Origin of the sequence: Streptomyces typhae, assembly GCF_009755605.1 — a bacterium.
Classification (GTDB): domain Bacteria; phylum Actinomycetota; class Actinomycetes; order Streptomycetales; family Streptomycetaceae; genus Streptomyces; species Streptomyces typhae.
This window is the reverse complement of record NZ_WPNZ01000002.1, coordinates 413058-434073: the sequence shown is the minus strand read 5'-3', so window position 1 is coordinate 434073 and position 21016 is coordinate 413058. Positions and strand designations below refer to the sequence as shown.

20 protein-coding genes are annotated in these 21016 nt (G+C 71.8%); 9 read left to right on the top strand and 11 right to left on the bottom strand.

The window, feature by feature from the left end; all coding sequences use genetic code 11:
• The first annotated feature begins 225 nt into the window (after window positions 1-225).
• Complete coding sequence (locus GPA10_RS06140; RefSeq protein ID WP_058845651.1) at window positions 226-954, top strand: FadR/GntR family transcriptional regulator; 729 nt, start codon at window positions 226-228, stop codon at window positions 952-954.
• Window positions 951-2936, top strand: coding sequence for a beta-galactosidase (locus tag GPA10_RS06135; RefSeq protein WP_157164547.1), 1986 nt, complete (start codon window positions 951-953; stop codon window positions 2934-2936). The genes GPA10_RS06140 and GPA10_RS06135 overlap by 4 nt, the downstream gene beginning before the upstream one ends.
• Here GPA10_RS06135 and GPA10_RS06130 read toward each other — a convergent pair.
• Together GPA10_RS06130 and GPA10_RS06125 are read right to left on the bottom strand one after the other, a co-directional pair.
• Window positions 2888-3796: an NAD(P)H-binding protein gene (locus GPA10_RS06130; RefSeq protein ID WP_343040399.1), complete on the bottom strand. Its 909-nt coding sequence runs from the start codon at window positions 3794-3796 to the stop codon at window positions 2888-2890. The genes GPA10_RS06135 and GPA10_RS06130 overlap by 49 nt on opposite strands.
• Window positions 3789-4217, bottom strand: coding sequence for a nuclear transport factor 2 family protein (locus GPA10_RS06125; RefSeq protein WP_157164546.1), 429 nt, complete (start codon window positions 4215-4217; stop codon window positions 3789-3791). The genes GPA10_RS06130 and GPA10_RS06125 overlap by 8 nt, the downstream gene beginning before the upstream one ends.
• Window positions 4218-4348: 131 nt before the next feature.
• Between GPA10_RS06125 and GPA10_RS06120 the strand changes: the two genes are divergently transcribed.
• From GPA10_RS06120 to GPA10_RS06110, 3 genes are all read left to right on the top strand, one after another.
• Complete coding sequence (locus GPA10_RS06120) at window positions 4349-4921, top strand: TetR/AcrR family transcriptional regulator (RefSeq protein ID WP_157164545.1); 573 nt, start codon at window positions 4349-4351, stop codon at window positions 4919-4921.
• Window positions 4922-5639: 718 nt separating this feature from the next.
• Window positions 5640-12296 carry a non-ribosomal peptide synthetase gene (locus tag GPA10_RS06115; protein ID WP_157164544.1) on the top strand — a complete coding sequence of 2219 codons (6657 nt, stop codon included), beginning with the start codon at window positions 5640-5642 and terminating at the stop codon, window positions 12294-12296.
• 254 nt (window positions 12297-12550) lie between these two features.
• Window positions 12551-13189, top strand: coding sequence for a hypothetical protein (locus GPA10_RS06110; RefSeq protein WP_157164543.1), 639 nt, complete (start codon window positions 12551-12553; stop codon window positions 13187-13189).
• Here the strand turns inward: GPA10_RS06110 and GPA10_RS06105 are convergent.
• From GPA10_RS06105 to GPA10_RS06095, 3 genes are all read right to left on the bottom strand, one after another.
• Window positions 13119-13421, bottom strand: coding sequence for a DUF397 domain-containing protein (locus GPA10_RS06105; RefSeq protein ID WP_157164542.1), 303 nt, complete (start codon window positions 13419-13421; stop codon window positions 13119-13121). The genes GPA10_RS06110 and GPA10_RS06105 overlap by 71 nt on opposite strands.
• A gap of 156 nt (window positions 13422-13577) precedes the next feature.
• Window positions 13578-13880, bottom strand: a complete 303-nt coding sequence (locus GPA10_RS06100; RefSeq protein ID WP_157164541.1) for a DUF397 domain-containing protein — start codon at window positions 13878-13880, stop codon at window positions 13578-13580.
• Window positions 13862-14704, bottom strand: coding sequence for a helix-turn-helix domain-containing protein (locus tag GPA10_RS06095; protein ID WP_157164540.1), 843 nt, complete (start codon window positions 14702-14704; stop codon window positions 13862-13864). The genes GPA10_RS06100 and GPA10_RS06095 overlap by 19 nt, the downstream gene beginning before the upstream one ends.
• 233 nt (window positions 14705-14937) lie before the next feature.
• On the opposite strand from GPA10_RS06095, the gene GPA10_RS43955 reads away from it, so the two are divergent.
• Together GPA10_RS43955 and GPA10_RS06085 are read left to right on the top strand one after the other, a co-directional pair.
• Entirely contained in the window at window positions 14938-15066 is a 129-nt protein-coding gene (locus GPA10_RS43955; RefSeq protein ID WP_425505672.1) for a hypothetical protein, read from the top strand.
• The gene (locus tag GPA10_RS06085; protein WP_198351528.1) at window positions 15063-15278 is read left to right on the top strand and encodes a hypothetical protein; all 216 of its coding nucleotides are present in this window, start codon (window positions 15063-15065) and stop codon (window positions 15276-15278) included. The genes GPA10_RS43955 and GPA10_RS06085 overlap by 4 nt, the downstream gene beginning before the upstream one ends.
• A gap of 30 nt (window positions 15279-15308) precedes the next feature.
• On the opposite strand, the gene GPA10_RS06080 is transcribed toward GPA10_RS06085, so the two are convergent.
• The 4 genes from GPA10_RS06080 to GPA10_RS06065 all read right to left on the bottom strand — a co-directional run bounded on the left by GPA10_RS06080 (window position 15309) and on the right by GPA10_RS06065 (window position 17346).
• Window positions 15309-15773, bottom strand: coding sequence for a MarR family winged helix-turn-helix transcriptional regulator (locus GPA10_RS06080; protein ID WP_058845642.1), 465 nt, complete (start codon window positions 15771-15773; stop codon window positions 15309-15311).
• Between the two features lie 30 nt (window positions 15774-15803).
• Entirely contained in the window at window positions 15804-16484 is a 681-nt protein-coding gene (locus tag GPA10_RS06075; RefSeq protein WP_157164538.1) for a hydrolase, read from the bottom strand.
• Window positions 16485-16723: 239 nt separating this feature from the next.
• A complete protein-coding gene (locus GPA10_RS06070; protein ID WP_343040397.1) occupies window positions 16724-16999 on the bottom strand; it encodes a hypothetical protein in 276 nt (91 codons plus the stop codon).
• The gene (locus GPA10_RS06065) at window positions 16996-17346 is read right to left on the bottom strand and encodes a hypothetical protein (RefSeq protein WP_343040396.1); all 351 of its coding nucleotides are present in this window, start codon (window positions 17344-17346) and stop codon (window positions 16996-16998) included. The genes GPA10_RS06070 and GPA10_RS06065 overlap by 4 nt, the downstream gene beginning before the upstream one ends.
• A gap of 285 nt (window positions 17347-17631) precedes the next feature.
• Here GPA10_RS06065 and GPA10_RS06060 point away from each other — a divergent pair, with 285 nt between their 5' ends.
• Window positions 17632-17997 carry a hypothetical protein gene (locus tag GPA10_RS06060; RefSeq protein WP_157164537.1) on the top strand — a complete coding sequence of 122 codons (366 nt, stop codon included), beginning with the start codon at window positions 17632-17634 and terminating at the stop codon, window positions 17995-17997.
• Between the two features lie 84 nt (window positions 17998-18081).
• Here GPA10_RS06060 and GPA10_RS06055 read toward each other — a convergent pair whose 3' ends face one another.
• Together GPA10_RS06055 and GPA10_RS06050 are read right to left on the bottom strand one after the other, a co-directional pair.
• Complete coding sequence (locus GPA10_RS06055) at window positions 18082-18285, bottom strand: hypothetical protein (RefSeq protein WP_157164536.1); 204 nt, start codon at window positions 18283-18285, stop codon at window positions 18082-18084.
• A gap of 75 nt (window positions 18286-18360) precedes the next feature.
• A complete protein-coding gene (locus GPA10_RS06050) occupies window positions 18361-19740 on the bottom strand; it encodes a glycine--tRNA ligase (RefSeq protein WP_058845636.1) in 1380 nt (459 codons plus the stop codon).
• A 214-nt stretch (window positions 19741-19954) separates the two neighbouring features.
• On the opposite strand from GPA10_RS06050, the gene GPA10_RS06045 reads away from it, so the two are divergent.
• The gene (locus tag GPA10_RS06045; protein WP_198351515.1) at window positions 19955-20977 is read left to right on the top strand and encodes a metal ABC transporter substrate-binding protein; all 1023 of its coding nucleotides are present in this window, start codon (window positions 19955-19957) and stop codon (window positions 20975-20977) included.
• The last annotated feature ends 39 nt before the right edge of the window (window positions 20978-21016 follow it).

The following is a 21016-nucleotide window of genomic DNA, read 5'->3' as shown; positions in this document are numbered from 1 at the left end:
GTGCCTCCATGAGGGCTTCCGGTGGGAGATCCCACGTCCTACGTCATGCTGGCGTGGCGACCATAAGAGGGCCGGAGGGGTCGGTCAAGAGAACGCGCACGGAACGGAACCCGCTGATCCCGGATCGGAATTGACGGAGTGTCCGCAGAAATCAAGCCGCGGCCGGGCGCCGGATCGCAGAAGTCTCGTCCAGAGGTGGGACGTGGGATGTCATCCGTGTCTACGATGAGGCGCATGCCTCAGGAGCCCATCCGTGCACGGCGTGTGAGCAGTCAGGTCCAGCGCGAGGTGACCCAGCTCATCCTGGACCGGCGGCTGCGCCCCGGTGCCCTGCTGCCGACCGAGGCCGAGCTGATGGAGCAGCTCGGCGTCAGCCGCAACTCCGTCCGCGAGGCCCTGAAGGCCCTCCAGGCCCTGGACATCGTGGAGATCCGGCACGGCTACGGCACCTACGTCGGCGAGGCGTCGCTGACCCCCCTCACCGACGGCCTCACCTTCCGCACCCTGGTCAAGATCGCCGACGACACGCACGCGCTCGCCGAGATCCTCCAGGTCCGCGCGGTCCTGGAGCAGGGCCTCATCCGGGAGGTGGCGGCACGGCTCACCGACCCCGAGCTGAGCGACCTCGAGGACCTGGTGGCGCGGATGGAGGGGAGCGCGGCGGCCGGCGAGGCCTTCCCCGACCTGGACCGGGAGTTCCACGAGGCGCTGTACCGGCCGCTCGGCAACGCGCTCGTGCCGCAGCTGCTCGGCGCGTTCTGGAACGTCTTCCACCGGGTCGCGGGCGTGCGCGGCTGGTCGAGCGATCCGGCGCCCGACATCACCGTGCGCAGACACCGGGACATAGTGACGGCGCTCCGCGCGGGCGACGTGGGCGCGGCGCAGCGGGCGATGGCCGACCACTTCCGCGGCATAGAGGCGCGGGCGGGTCAGGAGACGAGGGGTGTGGGATGACCGGGACGAACGCGACGACGGCGAACGGGACGACCGCGAGCGGGACGACGGCGAACGGGACGACCGCGAGCGGGACGACCGCGAACGGGGCTGCCGCGCTGGACCGGTTCTACGCCCGGCTCGCGTCGCCCGGGTACGGCGGTGACTACAACCCCGAGCAGTGGGGCCCCGAGGTGCACGCCGAGGACGTGGAGCTGATGCGCGCGGCGGGCGTGAACCTGGTGACGCTCGGGATCTTCGCCTGGGCCACCACCGAACCCACGCCCGGCACCTACGACTTCACCTGGCTCGACGCCCACATGGACCGCCTCGCGGGCGCGGGCGTGGCCGTCTGCCTGGCCACGATGACCGCGTCACCGCCGCCCTGGCTGGCCCGGCTGCACCCGGGGACCCTGCCCGTCATGGCCGACGGCACCCGGCTGCACCCCGGCTCCCGCCAGCACTGGTGCCCGTCGAGCCCCGTCTTCCGCCATCACGCGGTGCGCCTGGCCGAGCGCCTCGCCCGGCGCTACGCGGACCACCCGGCGCTCGCCCTGTGGCACATCGGCAACGAGTACGGCTGCCACATCTCGCGCCACTGCCACTGCGAGGTGTCCACCGCCGCGTTCCGCACCTGGCTGCGCGAGCGGTACGACAGCCTCGACGCCCTCAACGACGCCTGGTCGACCGCCTTCTGGTCGCAGCGCTACAGCGACTGGGAGGAGATCCACACCCCCCGGGCGGCGCCCTCCTTCGGCAACCCGGCGCAGCAGGCCGACTTCTGGCGGTTCTCCTCCGACGAACTTCTCGCCTGCTATCTGGCGGAGAAGGACGTCCTGGCCCGCATCACCCCCGACACGCCGGTGACCACGAACTTCGTCCCCGTGGCCAAGACCCTCGACCTGTTCCGCTGGGCCCCGCACCTGGATGTCGTCTCCTACGACTCCTATCCCGACCCGCACGACCCGGACGCGGCCCAGCGCACCGCGTTCTCGTACGACGTGATGCGCGGCCTGAAGGGCGGAAAGCCCTGGCTGCTCCTCGAACAGGCGCCGTCCGCCGTCAACTGGCGGGCCCACAACGGCCGCAAACCGGCCGGGCGGATGCGCCTGGACAGCTGGCAGGCGGTGGCGCACGGCGCGGACGCGGTGCTGTTCTTCCAGTGGCGCCAGTCGCGCGGCGGCGCCGAGAAGTTCCACTCGGCGATGGTGCCGCACGCGGGCCGCGACACACGGACGTTCCGCGAGGTGACGGAGCTGGGCGCCGAGCTGGCGAAGCACCCCGCGCTGCTGCGCTCGACGCCCGCCCGCGCGGACGTGGCCCTGCTCCTGGACTGGCCGAACTGGTGGGCCCTGGAGACGGAGGCCCACCCGAGCGCCTCCTTCGACTACCTGCGGACGGCCCTCGACCACCACAAGCCGCTGTACGACGCGTCGGTGGCCTGCGACGTGCTGCCCGTGGACGCCGACCTCACGCCCTACCGGCTGCTCGTCGTGCCGAACCTCTACTCGCTGAGCGTGCAGACGGCGGCCCGGCTCACGGACTACGTACACACCGGTGGCACCCTCCTGATCTCCTGTTTCTCCGGCATCACCGACGAGCACGACCGGGTCCACCTCGGCGGCTACCCGGGGCCCCTGCGCGAGGTGCTCGGTCTGACCGTCGAGGAGTTCGACCCGCGCCCCGACGGCACCTGGGCCGAGGTGATCCGCCTGGAGGGCGCGGAGAGCGTCGTCGCGTCCGACGACGGCGGCCCCGAGGTGACCCGGCACTCCTACGGCCGCGGCACCGCCTGGTATCTGGGCGTGCGCCCGGAACCCGGGGCCCTGCGCGAACTCGTCGACCGGGTGCGGGCGGAGGCCGGGGTGGAGCCCGTGGCCGAAGGGCTGCCGGAGGGCGTGCAGGCGCGGGTGCGGGTGACGGCGGCGGGGGAGAGGCTGCGGATCGTCCTCGATCACCGGGACGGCACGGTGACCGTGGAGCCCGACCGGGCGGCACGGTAGAAGTCCGCGCCCGACCGGGCGGCGCGGTAGAAGTCCGCGAAGGCGCGGGGCGGGCGGCCGGTGAGGCGTTCCACGGTGTCCGTGACCCGGTCCTCGGCGCCCCCGGCGATGGCGGTGTCGAGAGCCGCGAGGATCCGGGCGAAGTCCGCGGGGACGCCGAGTTCCGCGAGGTGCGCGGCGAGCCGCTCCGCGGTCACCGGGCGGTGCTCGACCGGGCGGCCGGTGAGGCGGGCGACCGTCGCCGCGACCTCGTCGAAGCTCAGCGCCTCGGGACCGGTGATCACCAGTTCCCGCTCGGGCGCGGCGGCGGCCGTGAGGGCGTGCACGGCGACCGCCGCGATGTCGTCGGCGTCGACGAAGGCGACGCGGCCCGTGCCGGTGGCGGTCGTGAGGATCCCGGAGGTGCCGATGGCGCGGGCGTGCGCGTGGTCCGCGGTGAAGTTCTGCATGAACCACGACGGGCGGAGCACCGCCCACTCGTCGAACAGGGCCTCGTCGGCGAGGAACTGATGTACCCGACCCGCACCCGGACCGCCCCGCTCGATGGCGGACGAGCCGAGCAGCACCACCCTGGTCACGCCCGCCGCGCGGGCCCGGCGCAGGAACGGCACCATGACGGCGGCGGGATCCGCGTCGCCGGGCGGCGGCACGAGGTACACGCGGTCCGCTCCGTCGAGCGCCGGGGCGTGCGTCGCCTCGTCGTACCAGTCGAAGCGGACCGGGCGGGCGCCCGGGTGCGCCGCCGTGGCCGCCCGGCTCGCGGCGCGCACGGCGTGACCGCGGCCGGCGAGCCGGGCGGTGACGCGGCTGCCGGTGTTGCCGCCGGCGCCGGTGACGAGGACGGCGGGGGAGTCAGGCACGGACGGCCTCCTTGAGGGAGTCGGGGATGGCGAGCGGGTTCCAGTAGTCGCGGTAGTGCGTGAAGAGGCCGTCCGCGGCGGTGACCACGGCCACGTACGTCATGTCGAAGGGGCCGTCCGTCGCGACGGCGCGGCCGGTGGCGCGCATCTCGACGACGATCGTCCCCGGGGTCGTGGTCTCGTGGATGTCGACGCGGGGGAAGGCGCGGTACTCGATGTGGTCGCCGAGGCCGCGCAGATAGGCGGCGATGCGGTCCCGGCCCTCGATGCGGCGCGGATAGCCGTCGGGGGCGAACGGGAACTCGGCGACGCCGTCCTCGGCGAACAGGTCGGTCCAGCCCTCCAGGTCGTTGGCGAGCAGCAGGTCGATGCCCTTGCGGAACAGGTCGGCGGAGGTGGGCGGGGTGCCGGGCGTGGGCATGGTGGGTGTCGTCCTTTACGATGCGATTCGATGCGGACTGCCGGTCCGGTTGGACGATACGGACCGCCGGTCCGCTTTGTAAAGGGCGCCTTCGGGAAGGCGCCGCCCCCGTGTCCCGAGAAGGTGCACCCATGCCCGAGCGCAAGGCCCGCGCCGACGCCGCCCGCAACCGCGAAGCCGTACTCGCCGCCGCCGACGAGCTGTTCGCGCGCAGCGACAGTCCGCGCGGGGTGTCCATGGAGCAGATCGCGGCGGCGGCGGGTGTCGGCAAGGGCACCCTGTTCCGCCGCTTCGGCGACCGCGACGGGCTGATCCGCGCGGTCTTCGCCGCCCGCAGCGAGGCGGTGCGCGCGGCCGTGGAGTCGGGGCCGCCGCCGCTGGGCCCCGGGGTGCCGGGGCGCGAGCGGGTGCCCGCGCTCCTGGACGCCCTTCTCGCCTTCAAGCTCGACAACCGCCATCTGGCCCTCGCCCTGGAGGAGACCTCCGCCGGCAGCCCGTACGCGGCGGAGCACTACGGGTGGTGGCACGGCGTCATGTGTGACGCGCTGCGGGACACGGCGGTGCCCGACGCCGGATTCGCCGCGCACGCGCTGCTCGCCGCGGTCCGCGCGGACCTCGTGGAGCAGCTGGCGGCGACGGAGGGAATGCCGCCCGATGAGATGCGGGAGCGCCTCGCGGCATACGCGGAAAAAGTCGTCGGATAGCGCGGAATCTTCGCTTCCGAATGCGGTGGCGCAGTGCTGAGGACGTGTGAATAGCTCGGCCGGAGCATCGTGTTCCAGCCCCGTCCTTATCGGACGGTGCGGCGCCGCCCAAAGGCTTGAAAGGTGCGACGCAAAGAGCCTGTATTGCGGTCGGCACGGGATCGATGGCGGCTGATACCACACGTCTTCGGCGTGAAGACCACCCGATGGATCGCGCCAAAATGCGCCGTCGGCCTATACACCTCGGCAGGCCTCAAGGGGTGGGTGATCCTTACACCTAGTCTCCGAAAAGTCCGTACTTGTAGTTATAAAGGGCTTTTGTTTTAGCGTCTTGTTAACGGGACAGGCCGCCCGACCGGTCGAGGGCCTGGAAGGGACGCCGCGCCCATCGGAGCAGGGCCGGTCACCGGAGAAAACAACATGGCATCGCCAAAGAAGTGCGCCGGAAGGCTTTTCCTTTTCCGGGGCGAGCGTGCGCGTTACGGTCGGCTCCGAAGGCGGATGGCGGCGGACATCGACAGGAGCGCACCTCAATGACGACGCGTGAACTCAACGGTGGATTTCCGTCGGAGCGTTCTTTGGAATTTCTTGTGAGTCTTCCGATCTGACTTGTCGGCCGAACTCCCGGCGGAGTGGCCGCGCCCATCGCCGTACCCCCCGCACGTCCCGCCCAGGGCGTGCGGAGCTCCCGCACGCCCTGACTACCCTTGGAGTTTTCGTGACTGACCTTCGTGGCTCCTGCGCCGGTCACGCGCCGACCCCCGGTGTGACCGTCGCGGCCTCGTTCGCAGAGCAGGCGGCCGCGTCACCGGACGCCGTCGCCGTGATCGGTGCCGGCGGCGAGTCGACCTACCGGCAGCTGGACGAGCGCTCCGACCGCCTCGCGCACGTGCTGCGGGCCCGGGGGGTGGTCCGGGAGTCGGTCGTCGCGGTGGCCCTGAACCGCTCGGTGGAGTACGTGGAGACGGTGCTCGCCGTCCTCAAGGCGGGCGGCGCCTATCTGCCCCTGGACCCCGAGTACCCGGCGCAGCGCCTCGCGTTCATGCTGCGGGACGCCGCGCCCACCGTCGTCGTGAGCGACCGCGCCACCGGGGCGAAGCTGCCGGACAGCGACCTGCCCCACCTCCTCGTCGACGCGGACACCACGGCCGCCGCGCTCGCCGCCGCCCCGGCGGGACCGGTGCCGGGGCCGGGCAGCCTGCCGGAGCACCTCGCCAACGTGATCTACACCTCCGGCTCCACGGGCCGGCCCAAGGGCGTGGCCGTCACCCAGCGGGACGTGACCGAGCTGGTCGCCGACCGGCGCTTCGGCGGCGGCGCGCACCGCCGGATCCTCCAGCACGCGCCGCTGGCCTTCGACGCCTCGACGTACGAGCTGTGGGTGCCCCTGCTGTCCGGCGGCACCCTCGTGGTGGCCCCGCCCGGAGTCCTGGACGGCGACTCCATCGCCACTCTGGTCTCCCGGCACCGGATCACCGCCCTGTTCGCCTCCGCGGGCCTGTTCAGGGTGATCGCCGAGGAGCAGCCGGGCGCCTTCGGCGGGCTGCGGGAGCTGTGGACCGGCGGCGACGCGGTGTCCGCGGAGGCGGTCCGCCGCGTCCTGCGCGCCTGCCCCGACCTGACCGTGTTCGATGTGTACGGGCCCACCGAGACCACCACGTACGCCACCTGCCACCCGCTCACGGCGGCCGGCGACGTGCCCGACTCGGTTCCGATCGGTACGCCGATGGACGGGGTGCGCGGCCACGTCCTCGATGACGCGCTGCGTCCCGTCGCGCCCGGCGAGTCCGGTGAGCTGTACCTCGCGGGAGCCGGTCTCGCCCGCGGCTACCTGGGCCGCTTCGCCCTGACCGCCGAGCGGTTCGTGGCCTGCCCCTTCGACGGCTCCGGCGAGCGCATGTACCGCACCGGCGACGTGGTGGCGCGCACGCAGGACGGCGTCCTCGAGTTCCGGGGCCGCGCCGACGCCCAGGTGAAGATCCGCGGGTTCCGCATCGAGCCCGGCGAGATCGAGGCCGCCCTGGAGACCCACCGGCAGGTGTCGCACGCCGTCGTCGACGTGCGCGAGACGCCCGGGGGCGGCGGCAAGCAGCTGGTGGCGTACACCGTGCCCGTGCTCGACGAGACCTTCGACGCCGGACGCGGCGGCGGCACCGGCCACTTCCTGCTCGACACCGGCGTCGGCCCCGCCGAGCTGCGCGCGTACCTCGGGCAGCGGCTGCCCCCGTACATGATCCCCGCCGCGTTCGTGGTGCTCGACGAGCTGCCGCTGACCGTCAACGGCAAGGTCGACCGGGCCGCCCTGCCCGAGCCCGAGTTCCACGGCGCGGCCTACCGGGCGCCGCGCGACGAGCGCGAGGAGACCCTCGCCGCGCTCTTCGCCGAGGTCCTCGGCGCCGAACGCGTCGGCATCGACGACGACTTCTTCGCCGTCGGCGGCGACAGCATCCAGTCCATCCAGCTCGCCACCCGCGCCCGCGCGCGAGGCGTCGTGGTCAGCGCCCGCGAGGTGTTCGAGCACCGCACGGTCGCCGCGCTCGCCGAGGTCGTGACGGCGGCGGGCCCCGGCTCCGCGCCCGTCCTCACGGAACTGGACGGCGGCGGCGTCGGCTTCCTGCCGCATCTGCCCGTCACGCACTGGGTGCGGGACTGGGGCCCCGGCTTCGAGCGGTTCTCGCAGGCGATGGTCCTGGAGCTGCCGCAGGGCATCGACAGGGCGGGGCTCGCGGCCACGCTCGGCGCGGTGCTGGACCGGCACGACCTGCTGCGGGCCCGGCTCGTGGAGGCCGGGAACACCGACGACGCGGGCGCCCTCGGCGGTCCGGGCCTCGTGGTCGAGCCCGTCGGCGGCCTCGACGCCGACACCCTGATACGTCACGTCGACTGCGAGGGGTCGTGGGCCGCGGAGGGCGAGCGGGCCGAGGTCTGGCGCACCCTGCTCCTCGCCGAACTCGACGCCGCGGCCGGGCGCCTGGACCCGGCGGGCGGCGTGATGGCGCAGTTCGTGTGGTTCGACGCAGGCCCCGAGCGGGCCGGGCGCCTCCTCGTCACCCTGCACCACGTCGTCGTCGACGGTGTGTCCTGGCGCATCCTCATGCCGGACCTGGCCACCGCCTGGCGCGAGATCCGCGACGGCCGGACCCCCGACCTCGCCCCGGTCGGCACTTCCGTACGCCGGTGGGCGCACGCCCTGGTCGAGGAGGCGGCCCGCCCCGAGCGCACCGCCGAACTGAAGCTGTGGCGCTCCATCGTCGAGGGCCCCGACCCGGTCCTCGGCAGCCGCCGCCTCGACCCGGCCCTGGACGTGGTCGCCACCCTCTCCCACACCCGGGTGCGGCTGCCCGCCGACGTCACCGAGACCCTGCTGACCACGCTGCCCGCCGCGTTCCGCGGCGGCGTCAACGACGGTCTCCTCGCCGGGCTCGCGATGGCGGTCGCCAAGTGGCGTGCCGGCCGCGGTGTGGAGGAGTCCTCCTCACTGATCCGTCTGGAGGGCCACGGCCGGGAGGAGGCCGCCGCGCCGGGCGCGGATCTGGCGCGCACCGTGGGCTGGTTCACCAGCGCCTTCCCCGTACGTCTCGACGTCGCGGGAGCCGACCTCGACGAGGCCTTCGCGGGCGGCGCGGCGGCGGGAGCCGTCATCAAGGCCGTCAAGGAGCAACTCCTCACCGTCCCCGACAAGGGCATCGGCTACGGCCTCCTGCGCCACCTCAATACCGAGACGGCCGCCGTGCTCGCGCCGCACCCGATGGGGCAGATCGGCTTCAACTACCTGGGCCGGTTCTCCGCGGGTGCGGACATGCCCGCCGAGCTGCGCGGCCTCGGCTTCACCCAGGACACGCGCGTGGCCGAGCTGGCGGAGCTGGACGCGGGCCAGGACCCGCGGATGCGCGCCCCCGCCGAGCTGGACATCAACGCCCACGTCACCGACACCCCCGAAGGCCCGCGTCTCGGCGCCCTGTTCACCGCCCCCGAAGGCATCCTCACCCAGGCCGAGGCCGGGGAGCTGGCCGACCTGTGGGTGCAGGCCCTGCACGGCCTGGCCCGCCACGCCGAACAGCCCGACGCGGGCGGCCTCACCCCCTCCGACGTCCCCCTGGTCAAGGTGTCCCAGGCCGACATCGACACATGGCAGCGGCGCTACCCCGACCTCGGCGACATCTGGCCGGTGTCCCCGCTCCAGAAGGGCCTGCTCTTCCACTCCATGATGGCCGTGGAGTCCGGCGCGAGCTTCGACGCCTACCTCTGCCAGTACACCCTCCACCTCACCGGCGACATCGACCCCGCCCGCCTCCGCGCCGCCTGCCAGGCCCTGGTGCAGCGCCACCCCGCACTCCGGGCGGCCTTCGTGCCGGGCCCCGACGACGAACTCGTCCAGCTCGTCATGGACACCGTCGACCTGCCCTGGCAACAGCGCGACTACCGGGACCTCAACGACGCGGCACGCGAGGCCCGCCTGGAGGAGTACCTCGCCGAGGACCTCAAGGACCTGTTCGACCCGGCCCGCCCCCCGATGCTGCGGATGGCTCTGCTCACCCTGGCCCCCGACCGCCACGAACTCGTCCTGACCGTCCACCACGCCCTGTTCGACGGCTGGTCCCTGCCCCTGCTCACCCAGGACCTGCTGCGCCTGTACGCCAACGACGGCGACGCGTCGGCGCTGCCCCGGGCCCGCAGCTACCGCGAGTACCTGACGTGGCTGTCCCGCCAGGACCCCAGCGAACCCGCGCAGGCCTGGCAGCACGAGCTGGACGGCGTGGAGGAGCCCACCCTGCTCTTCCCCGACGCCGACTCCGACGCGGAGAGCACCGGCATCGGCCTGTCCGACGTCCCGCTGTCGGCGGCGCACGCCCGCGACCTGTCCCGCCGTGCCGCCGAGCACGGCGTCACCCTCAACACCCTCGTCCAGGGCGCCTGGGGCGTCCTCGTCGGCTACCTCACCGGACGTCAGGACGTGCTGCTCGCCGCGCCCGCGTCGGGGCGCCCGCCGACGCTCGCGGGAGTGGACTCGATCGTCGGGATGTTCCTCAACTCCCCGCCGGTGCGCGTCCAGTACGCGGCGGGCGACTCCCTGGGGCAGGTCCTGTCGACCCTCCAGGGACGGCAGGCCGGGCTCCTCGAACACCACCACTACAGCCTCGCCGACATCCAGCGCGGCGCGGGCCTGCCGACCCTGTTCGACTCGGCGATCGGCTTCGAGTCGTTCCCCCTGGACCGCGCGGCCATCGCCGAGGCGAGCGCCGCCGCCGGGTTCACCGTCACCGGCATGCGCACGTTCACCGCCACGCACTACCCGGTGACGGTGTACGTGTACCCGGACGGCCCGCAGCTCCGCCTGGTCGTGCACTACCAGCGGCACGTCCTCGACCAGGACGCGGCGGACGCCCTCGCGGACCGGTTCGGACGGGTCCTCAGCCGGTTCGCCGAGGACCCGCACGCCCGGGTCGGCGACATCGACGCCCTCGGGGCCGCCGAGCGCCGCCAGGTCCTCACCGGCTTCAACGCCACCGACCACGCGCGCCCCGACACCACCGTCGCCGACCTCTTCGCGCGGCGCGTCACGGCGGACCCGGACGCCCCGGCCGTCGTCGACACCGACGGCACGTCCCTCACGTACCGCGAGCTGGACGAGCGCACCAACAGCCTGGCCCGCATCCTGCGCACCAGCGGCGTGCACCAGGACTCCGTCGTCGCCGTCGCCCTGCGCCGCTCCACCGCGTACGTCGTCACGGTCCTCGCGGCCCTGAAGGCGGGCGGTGCCTATCTGCCCATCGACCCCGACTACCCCGCCGAGCGCCTGGAGTTCATGCTCCGCGACACGGCACCCGTCGTCCTCGTCACGGACACGGCCACCGCCGCCGAACTCCCCGACCACGACAGGCCGCAGCTGACCCTCGACGACCCCGCGACGGTGGCGGACCTGGCGGCGGCCCCGACGGCCGGCCTGCCGCCGTCCTGGCGCGGCCACCCCGGGCAGCTCGCGTACGTGATGTACACGTCCGGCTCGACCGGCACCCCCAAGGGCGTCGGCGTCACCCAGCACGGCGTGGCAGGTCTCGCCTCCGACCGCGTTTACGAGGGGAACGCGCACGAGCGGGTCCTGATGCACTCCACGCAGGCCTTCGACGCCTCCACCTACGAACTGTGGGTGCCGCTCCTGAACGGCGGCGCCGTGGTCGTCGCCCCGCCCGGACGCCTCGACGTCAGCACCCTGTCCCGGCTGATCACCGACCACCGCATCACCGGGCTCCTGGTCGCGGCGGGCCTGTTCAAGATCGTGGCGGAGGAGGCGCCGGAGGCGTTCACCGGGGTCCGCGAGGTGTGGGCGGGCGGCGACGTGGTGCCGCCCGCCGCCGTGGAGCGGGTCATCGCCGCCTGCCCCGGCATCAAGGTCGTCGACGCCTACGGCCCCACCGAGGCCACCATGGCCGCGTCCGTCCACCCCATGGCGGAGCCCGGGGACATCGGCGCGGTGGTCCCGATCGGCCGCCCCCTGGACAACACCCGCCTGTACGTCCTGGACCCGGCCCTGCGCCCGGTGCCGCCCGGCGCCCCCGGCGAGCTGTACATAGCGGGCGAGCGCCTGGCCCGCGGCTACCAGGGCCGCCACGCCCTGACCGCCGAGCGCTTCGTCGCCTCCCCGTTCGCGGGCCCCGGCGAGCGCATGTACCGCACCGGCGACGTCGTGGCCTGGACGCCCGAGGGCCGCCTGGTCTTCCGGGGCCGCGCCGACACCCAGGTCAAGATCCGCGGCTTCCGCATCGAACCCGGCGAGATCCAGACGGCCCTGGAGCAGCACGAGGACGTCTCCCACGCCGTGGTCGTGCCCCACGAGGACCCGGCGGGCCAGCAGGGCAAGCAACTGGTGGCGTACGTGGTCCCGACCCGGGCGGAGAGCGCGGGAACGGCCGCGGCGTCCTCGGCGGCCAAGACGGTGTCCACCGAGGAGCTGCGCACCTTCGTGTCCCGGACTCTCCCCGAGTACATGGTCCCGGCGGTCTTCGTGCTCCTCGACGAGCTGCCGCTGACCGTCAACGGCAAGGTGGACCGGGCGAAACTGCCCGAGCCCAAGGGCGCGGCCCGCGCCTATGTCGCGCCGAGCACCCCGCAGGAGGAGCAGCTCTGCGACCTGGTCGCGCAGGTGCTCAAGGTCGAGCGGGTCGGTATGAGCGACGACTTCTTCGAGCTGGGCGGCGACTCCCTGCTCGCGACGCGTCTCGCCAGCCGCATCGGCAAGACGCTAGGCGCCGGGGTGCCCATCCGGGCGGTGTTCGAGGCGGACGACATCGCTGCGCTCGCCCGCACGGTGAGCAACGCGTCGTCGGCACGCAAGCCGAAGCTGCGGCGGTTCAGCAGGAGCGCACCCACGCGGTGACTTGACTGGCCCTGGGCCTGGGGCGGCGTCCGGAACCGGTACGCCGCCCGCAGGCCCGCCCGCCCGCCCCAGGCCCGCCCGCCCCAGGCCCGAACACCTCTGGCCGCCGCCCCTGCCTGGGCGCGGCGGCCTGCAAGGCGTCTGTAGGGAGCTGGCGGGGGCGGTGCCGGGTGGACGGCCGGTCCGCCGCGCGGCGGAGGCGGTTCGTCCCGGTAGGTGATCCGGGGCCAGCTCGTGATCGCCACGATGGTCCCATGACCGACACCGCCCCCGCCCTTCGCACCGAGCCTCCGCCCGCGCGGGGCCGCTTGCGCGCCTGCTGGGGCGCCGCCCACGCCCGCGCCGACGACGTCCCGCAGTGGGCCTGGCTCGCCGCGCTCGCCGTCCCGCTGACGGTGCTGCCCTCCAGCGTGTGGCGCCTCGCCTCGTGGTTCTTCGAGGACGGCACGCACGACATGCGCGGTGATCTCCCGGCCTGGCTGCCCGGATGGGCCTACCTGGTCTCCCTGTCGGTCTTGTCCGAGCTGCTCGCCCTCACGGCGATCGGCCTGGTCGCCCGCTGGGGCGAGGCGTTCCCGCGCTGGGTGCCGTTTCTGGCGGGGCGCCGGGTGCCGCCCGGGGCGGTGACCGTCGCGGGTGCCTCCGGGGCCGCGCTGCTCACCCTGCTGTGGACGGGCGCGTTCGTCACGCAGGCGGCCGGGAGAACCCTGACCGGGGAGCCCCTTCCCGCCGACTTCCCGAGCCGCCAAGGCCCCTGGCAGGCAGCACTGTTGAACGTGTCCTACGCGCCACTGCTCCTGTGGGGCACGCTGCTCGGGGCGGTCACATGGGCGTACTGGCACCGCCGCCGCACGCCACTCCACCGAGGAAGGCCGTCCAGGCGGCGGGGGTGAGGGTGACCACGGGGCCGTGGGGTCCGGCTTTGCTGTCCCGTACGGGGACGATGCCGGGTATGCCGTCGGCGACTTCAAGGCAGTTGCCGCCACTGCCATCGCTGTGGCTGCTTTTGCGCCAGCGTGCGGCGCCCGGGAAGTCGTAGGCGACCTCGACGCAGTTCTCACCACCGTCGCCGCTGCTGTAGGTGCTCTTGCGCCAGCGGGCGGTGTTCAGCGCGTGCTTCTGCATGGCCTGTCATCCTCCGCAGCCGACTCGATCAGAGGCAGGGACGCCTCGTCGGCGTCGCGTCTGCATCCCGGCCGGCGTCGTCGGCTCATCCAACAGGCTTCCCGATGGGACGCCTGCTGTACAGCCAGTGGGCGGCGCGCTCTCACACTTCGTGGCCTACAACGCCTTGTCCGTGCCCGGACGTACCTCGGCCGCGAGGGGCAGGAAAGCCGTCCAGGCGGCGGGGGTTACGGTGACCACGGGGCCGTGGGGTCCGGCTTTGCTGTCCCGTACGGGGACGATGCCGGGTATGCCGTCGGCGACCTCGACGCAGTTGCCGCCTTCGCCGTTGCTGTGGGTGCTCTTGCGCCAGTGGGCGGCGCCCGGAAAGTCGTAGGCGACCTCGACGCAGCTGCCGCCTTCGCCGTTGCTGTGAGTGCTCTTGCGCCAGCGGGCGTTGCTCAGGTCGAACTCGTGCATCGTCTGAAGTCCTCAGCCGCCGATGAGATCAGGGCGAGGGACGCCTCCGGCGACATCGCGGCGCCCCTGAGCAGATCGTATGCGCGCTGTACACGCTTCACCACCGCCGGACTGTCCAGCAGTTCCCCGGAAAACGACGTCTCTGTATAGGCAGTTGGCGGCGCGTCGTCGAACTCCATGAGCGACACCATTCCGCCCATGGCGGCGCAGGCCCCCTCGGCACGTGGCAGCACCAGAACCAGTACCTTTCGCTCGTGCGCGAGGGCGGCGATGTGCTCCAGTTGCTCCGCCATCGCGGCGGGGCCGCCCACGGGCACGCGCAGCACGTTCTCGTGCAGGATCGCCCAGAACTCGGGCCTCGTAACGTCCTTGAGGATGCGAGCCCGCTCCAGCCGAGCGGTCACCTTCTCGTCGACGTACTCGTCGGTCACGAAGGGGTTCGCGGCAATGGTGACCGCCCGCGCGTACGGGGCGGTCTGCAACAGCCCCGGCACCACCGTCGGCGCGAACTCGCAGATCTTCGTGGCCATCCGCTCCAGCTCGACGACCTCGGCGAAGTAGTCCGCGTACCGTTTATCGTCGATCAGCTTCCGCCACATGCGCTCGAAGAAGCCCGCGGTTTGCAGAACCGCGTCGATCCGCTGCGCCACATCCAACTGCGGCTTACGAATAGCCTGTTCGAACTGGCCGATATAGCCGCCGGACACAAAGACCCGCGCCCCCAGCTCGACCTGCGTCAACGTGGCCTCCTCACGGCGCCGCTTCAGCTCCGCGCCGAAGAACTCCCAGGCAGCCTGCCGGGAACCATGCGCACCTTTGGCCATGGGAGAACTCCCCTCCTCAGCGGCGCACTTGTAGCGCACAGACTCCTGCCAACTCTAGACGCACTGCGTCACCGTGGAGACGCGAAGCGTGAAACCCGATGGTGAAGGGGAGCCCAGTGACGGCGAACGGAGCCGCAGGCAAGCGGCACTCTGCGGAGTGCGTGGGAGAGGCGGAGGAAACGGTGGAGCAATTGCGGGCCGCGCTGCGGGGAGCAGGAATCACGTTGCCGTCCTTGCGGGTCGATCCCCTGATGATCGGCAGGGAGGCACCGTGCCCGCTGGTGGAACTGGGCCGCTGCTCGGTCGAGACGGCGGCCCGCCTGGCGGTGCTGCTCCCCGGGCGTGGGGAGGGGAAGCGGTGAACCTCCCGATCGGGGTGTACGCGGTGGATACCCGTACCGGCGAGGTGGGCCGCGTGATGGGCCAGGAGGGCCCGTACGTACAGCTGCGGCCGTACGGCGGGGGCAGGGAGTGGGACTGCGCGCCGGACGCCCTCAGGATGGCGACGACCACGGAACGCCTGCGCGCGGCGACGGCGTACGCGAACGCCCGCAGCCGCGGCGAGGTGCCTTGACGGGTGCCGCCCGCCCGGCTGCGCGGCGGGTCAGGCGCCCTCGTCCAGCTTCCCCACCACGCGGACGGAGACCTCCGCGAGAGTGCGGAGCTCCGCCGCGGTGAGGTGGTCGAGGAAGAGGGACCGGACGGCCTGCACATGCAGGGGAGCCGCCGCCGCGATGGCCTCGCGCCCCGCTTCGGTGATCACGGCGAAGGCGCCCCGCCCGTCGTCCGCGCACTCCTCCCGGACCACGAGACCTCGCCGGATCATGCGTGCGAGGTGGTGGGACATCCGGCTCTTCTCCCACTCGAGGGCTCGCGCGAGATCCTGGTACCGCTGACGGCCGTCGGGCACGTCGGTGAGGTTGACCAGGACCGCGTAGTCCGCGGAGGCCAGCTGGGACTCGGTCTGGAGCAGATGCGAGAGGCGGCCGATGAGCCGCTCATGGAGGCGGACGAAGCTCCGCCACGCGTGCTGTTCCTCGGCTGTCAGCCAGTTCACCCCGTCGGTCACGGGGCCGAGTGTAGTGAACTGGTTGACGCGTCACCGGACCGGCTGGGCGTCCGGGGCGTCGTGGGCGACCGGGGTGTTCAGGAGCTGCTGCTCCCAGGCCGTCGCGATCCCGGTGGCGCCCGCGTGCTCCAGGGCGGCCAGCTGGTCCTCGGGCGTGATGCGGTCCGTCCGGGCCCAGTCGCGCTGCCACTCGCCCATCACGGCGAGCCAGGTGATCGGTACGACCCCGGCCTGGATCATGCGCTGCACGGCCATGTCGTGGGCCTCGGCGGTCACGCCCCCGGAGGCGTCGGTGACGGCGTACACGTCGAAGCCCTCGCCCGCCGCCTGGATGGCGGGCATGGCCACGCAGATCTCCGTCCACAGCCCGGCGATGATCAGCTTCTTGCGACCGGTGGCCTTCACGGCGTCCACGACGACCTGGTCCTGCCAGGTGTTGATGAAGGTCCTGTTGATCGGCTTCTGGTCCGGAAAGACATCCTGGAGCTGCTGTATCAGCAGGCCCCCGCGCTCCTCCACGACCGTGGTGAGGATCGTCGGGACCCCGTACCCCTTGGCCGCCTTGGCCAGACCCACGACGTTGTTGGTGACCATCATCGGCTCGTGGCTGTGCAGGTTGGCGAACTGGTACGGCTGGTGATCGATGAGTACCAGGACGCTCTCCTCGGGGGTCAGCAGGGCTTCGGGGCCGGCCTTGGGCGACGTGCTCATGGGGATCTCCTCAAGGAGTAAGGGGCGCGCACGCACCAGTTTGGTTGACGCGTCATCTTTCTATATGACACGTCAACTACTTGTCCAGGGTTGCCCGTTCAGGGTGGTGGGCTGCCGGCCTGGCGGCGCGGAGGCACGGCCGTATGCTGATCCGGCCCGCGAACCGCGACCGGCATCAGGGCCGACTGGCCGGTCGGCTCAGGTCGCAAAGGGGTGCGCGGGGTGGCGGTATCCAGAAACTACTGATCTTCCCCTAGGCCATACCAGGTGATGTTGCAGACGTAGACGCACTTGTTGCGGGGAACGGGAAGGAAGCTGACGAAGCCGCGGCCGCCGAGGATGTCGAACTCGCGCAGACCGCCTTCGCGGTCGAGAGGCCTGCCGACCCGGACGGAGTCGGGTCCGAGTGCGGCGAGTTCGGTGACGATCCGCTCGACCTCGGCCACCACGCCAACGGGCAGACCGTCGGTGATGTACTCCTCGCTGGGGTTGTAGTCCCAGCTCCAGTTGCTCACCGAAGACCGGCCTCGGTCTCCGCGGTCTCGTGGATCCGGCGGATCTCCGTGACGGCCTCCGCCGTCTCCTGCTCACCGTCGGTGAGCAGGCGCTCCAGTTCCCGCAGGCGTGCCGCCCGCTGCGGGTGCCGCTCGATCGCCACGAAGACGGCCCAGGAGTGAATGAACGCCCGCAGGGGGGCGAGGCTCTGGGCCTGCTGGGCGTTCGTGGTCGCCTCGAAGAGGTGCTGGGTGAGCGCGGGGATCCGGCTGGGCGCGATCTTGGCGACGGCGGCGCGCAGTGCGTCGGGTGTCAGCTCGGGCATCGGGATCAGCGGGCCGTACGGGCCATCGGGTTGCGCGCTCACAAGGGCCTCCGGTGCGGTCTTGGTCCTCGTACGCTACCGGGCCGCCAGGGAGGGGTGGGGTCGGACGCGACGAATCGTGGTTCCGGGCGAGCTTGCCCCGGGGGGGCTTCGCTCGCGGGCGCTGTGGAAGGCCCTCTATCCAGCATCTGTACGCCGAGTACGCCGAGTACCTGCGCGGAGGCCGACGCCGGACGGCGCCGTTGCGGACAGGCGCAGGGGGCAGGCTTGTGGCGGTGGCCCGCGACGGGATGACCGCTCGGGCCCCGGCAGGCGATAATCGGTGCCATGGCCGTCACGTCCCCGCCCCACCCGGTCCCCGACGCCGCCGAGATCCTGCGCGCGCGCTACGCCAGACGGCTGCCCGCCCGCCTGGAGGACCTGGCCGGTCCCGCGCGCGGCCTTGTCGACCTGCCGCTGCACGTGGTCTGGTCGGGTCGGCGCTCCTTCGAGGTGGACCGCCCCCGTGCCCGGATGGGCCTGTACCGCACGGTGCTGGCCGAGGGACAGCGCGAGGACCTGGCCCGCTTCCTCGACCGGGACCTGCTGATCGGCCAGTGGCCGGTGCTGCGGACCCTGATCAGCAGCCAGATCCGTGACGTGTGGGACGAGGCCTTCCCCGAGCTGACCCTCGCGCGGAGACCCGCTGCATGAACCTCACCGCCCTGCACCGCCGCCTCCTGGTCGCAGTGCAGCGGGACTTACGGCCGGGCCCCGGGTCCCGGGCCCGAGGGACGGCTACGCCGACGGATTCACGGTCGCCTGGTGCTCCTGCGCCAGATGCTCCTCCGCCTTGAGCCAGGGCAGGAACTGCGCCTTGCGGGTCCACCCGCAGGTCTCGCAGGTCAACTGCCGCTGGACGCCCGCCCTGTGCACGTGCACGACGTGCTGCCGCCCGTGCTGGTCCCATCTGCTGACCTTGCTAGTGGTCGTCGAAGGCATGGCGCCCAGTGTGCAGCAAGGCCCCCGGCTCCGTGAGCGGAACCGGGGGCCCTGTGTGCCAAGAGGCAGTGAACGTCAGCAGCCCACGAGGCGCGTCGCGAGATAGCCCTCGATCTGGTCGAGGGACACCCGCTCCTGCTTCATGGTGTCGCGCTCGCGCACGGTCACCGCGTTGTCCTCAAGGGTGTCGAAGTCGACGGTGACGCAGTACGGCGTGCCGATCTCGTCCTGGCGGCGGTAGCGCCGCCCGATCGCGCCCGCGTCGTCGAACTCGATGTTCCAGTTCTGCCGCAGCGCCGCCGCGAGGCCCTTGGCCTTCGGGGACAGCTCCGGGTTGCGGGACAGCGGCAGGACCGCGACCTTGACCGGGGCGAGGCGGTGGTCGAAGCGCATGACGGTGCGCTTCTCCAGCTTGCCCTTGGCGTTGGGCGCCTCGTCCTCGACGTAGGAGTCGAGCAGGAAGGCCAGCATGGTGCGGCCGACACCGGCGGCGGGCTCGATGACGTACGGCGTCCAGCGCTCGCCGGCTTCCTGGTCGAAGTAGGAGAGGTCCTGACCCGAAGCCTTGGAGTGCGCGGACAGGTCGTAGTCCGTGCGGTTGGCGACGCCCTCCAGCTCACCCCACTCGCTGCCGCCGAACTGGAAGCGGTACTCGATGTCGGCGGTGCGCTTGGAGTAGTGGGAGAGCTTCTCCTGCGGGTGCTCGAACCACCGCATGTTCTCCTCGCGCAGGCCGAGACCGGTGTACCAGTTCCAGCGCTGCTCCATCCAGTACTCCTGCCACTTCTCGTCCTCGCCCGGCTTGACGAAGAACTCCATCTCCATCTGCTCGAACTCGCGGGTGCGGAAGATGAAGTTGCCGGGAGTGATCTCGTTGCGGAAGGACTTGCCCATCTGGGCGATGCCGAACGGCGGCTTGCGGCGCGAAGTGGTCTGCACCTGGGCGAAGTTGGTGAAGATGCCCTGGGCGGTCTCGGGCCGCAGATAGGCGACGGAGCCGCTGTCCTGGGTGGGGCCGAGGTGGGTGGAGAGCAGGCCGGAGAACTGCTTGGGCTCGGTGAACTGGCCCTTGTTGCCGCAGTTGGGGCAGTTGATGTCGGCGAGGCTCTCCGGGGCGCGGCCCTTCTTCTCCTCGTACGACTCCTCCAGGTGGTCCGCGCGGAAGCGCTTGTGGCAGGAGGTGCACTCGGTGAGCGGGTCCGTGAAGGTGGCGATGTGGCCGGAGGCCTGCCAGACCTCGGTGGCGAGGATCACGGAGGAGTCGATGCCGACGACGTCTTCGCGGGAGGTGACCATGTAGCGCCACCACTGGCGCTTGAGGTTCTCCTTCAGCTCCACGCCCAGGGGCCCGTAGTCCCAGGCGGCGCGCTGGCCGCCGTAGATCTCACTGCACGGAAAGACGAAGCCTCGGCGCTTGCTCAGGCTGACGATGGTGTCGATCTTGTCGGCGGCCACGGTGCTCTCTTCATTACGACGACGGCGAAGCCACGCTTCGGGGCTGACGAAGCGCATGCCTCAGGAGCGAATGCTTCAGATTACCGGCGGGCGTACCCCTCGGATCAAATCGGTTCCGGTACGGGTCGGTTCCGGCGGTTGCCGAGCGTCGGCAGACGTACACAGATCGGCACTTTGTTGACAACCGTTTCCAAGTTTGTTGAAAATGACTGTCATGAACGTACGACGCCTCATATCCAGCGCAGCCCTCGCCACCGCCACGGTGCTGGGCCTGACCGCCCTCACCGCCTGCTCCTCCGACGCGGCGGACAAGAACAACGAGGACAAGCTGGACGTCGTGGCGTCGTTCTACCCCATGGAGTACCTGGCCAAGGAGATCGGCGGCGACGACGTCGAGGTCACCGGCCTCACCGAGCCCGGCCAGGAGCCGCACGACCTGGAGATCAGCGCCAAGCAGACGGCGCAGCTGGAGAACGCGGACGCCGCGCTCTACCTGAAGGGTCTGCAACCCTCCGTCGACGAGGCCATCGGCCAGTCCGGCATCAAGACCAAGATCGACGCCGCCTCCCTGACGAGCATGGAGAAGCACGGCAACGAGGTCGGCGGGCACGCCGAGGAGCACGACGAGCACGGGGACGAGCACGGCAAGGAAGAGGGCCACGCCGAGGAAGAGGGCCACGAAGGCCACGGTCACGATCACGACCACGGCGGCAAGGACCCGCACATCTGGCTGGACCCGGTGAAGTACGCCGAGGTCGCCGAGGGTGTCGGCAAGGCCTTCGCGAAGGCCGACCCGGAGCACAAGGGCACGTACGAGAAGAACACCGCGGCCCTGGTGAAGAAGCTGAAGGGCCTGGACACCGACTTCAGGAACGGCCTGAAGGACACGGAGTCCGCCGACAAGGTCTTCATCACCACGCACGCCGCCTTCGGCTACCTCGCCGAGCGCTACGGCCTGACCGAGGAGGCCATCACCGGCCTCGACCCGGAGGGCGAGCCCAGCGCGAACCGCGTCAGGGACCTCCAGAGGATGGCGAAGGCCGACGGCGTGACCACGGTCTTCTACGAAACGCTCGTCAGCGACAAGACGGCGAGGACCCTCGCGGACGACGCGGGCCTGAAGACGGATGTGCTCGACCCGATCGAGGGCATCACCAAGAAGTCGAAGGGTGACGACTACATCCAGGTGATGCGGTCCAACCTCACCGCCCTCCAGAAGGCGCTCGGCGCCAAGTGACCCCACCACAGGCCGACCTCCCAGCCCACGCTCCCGCCC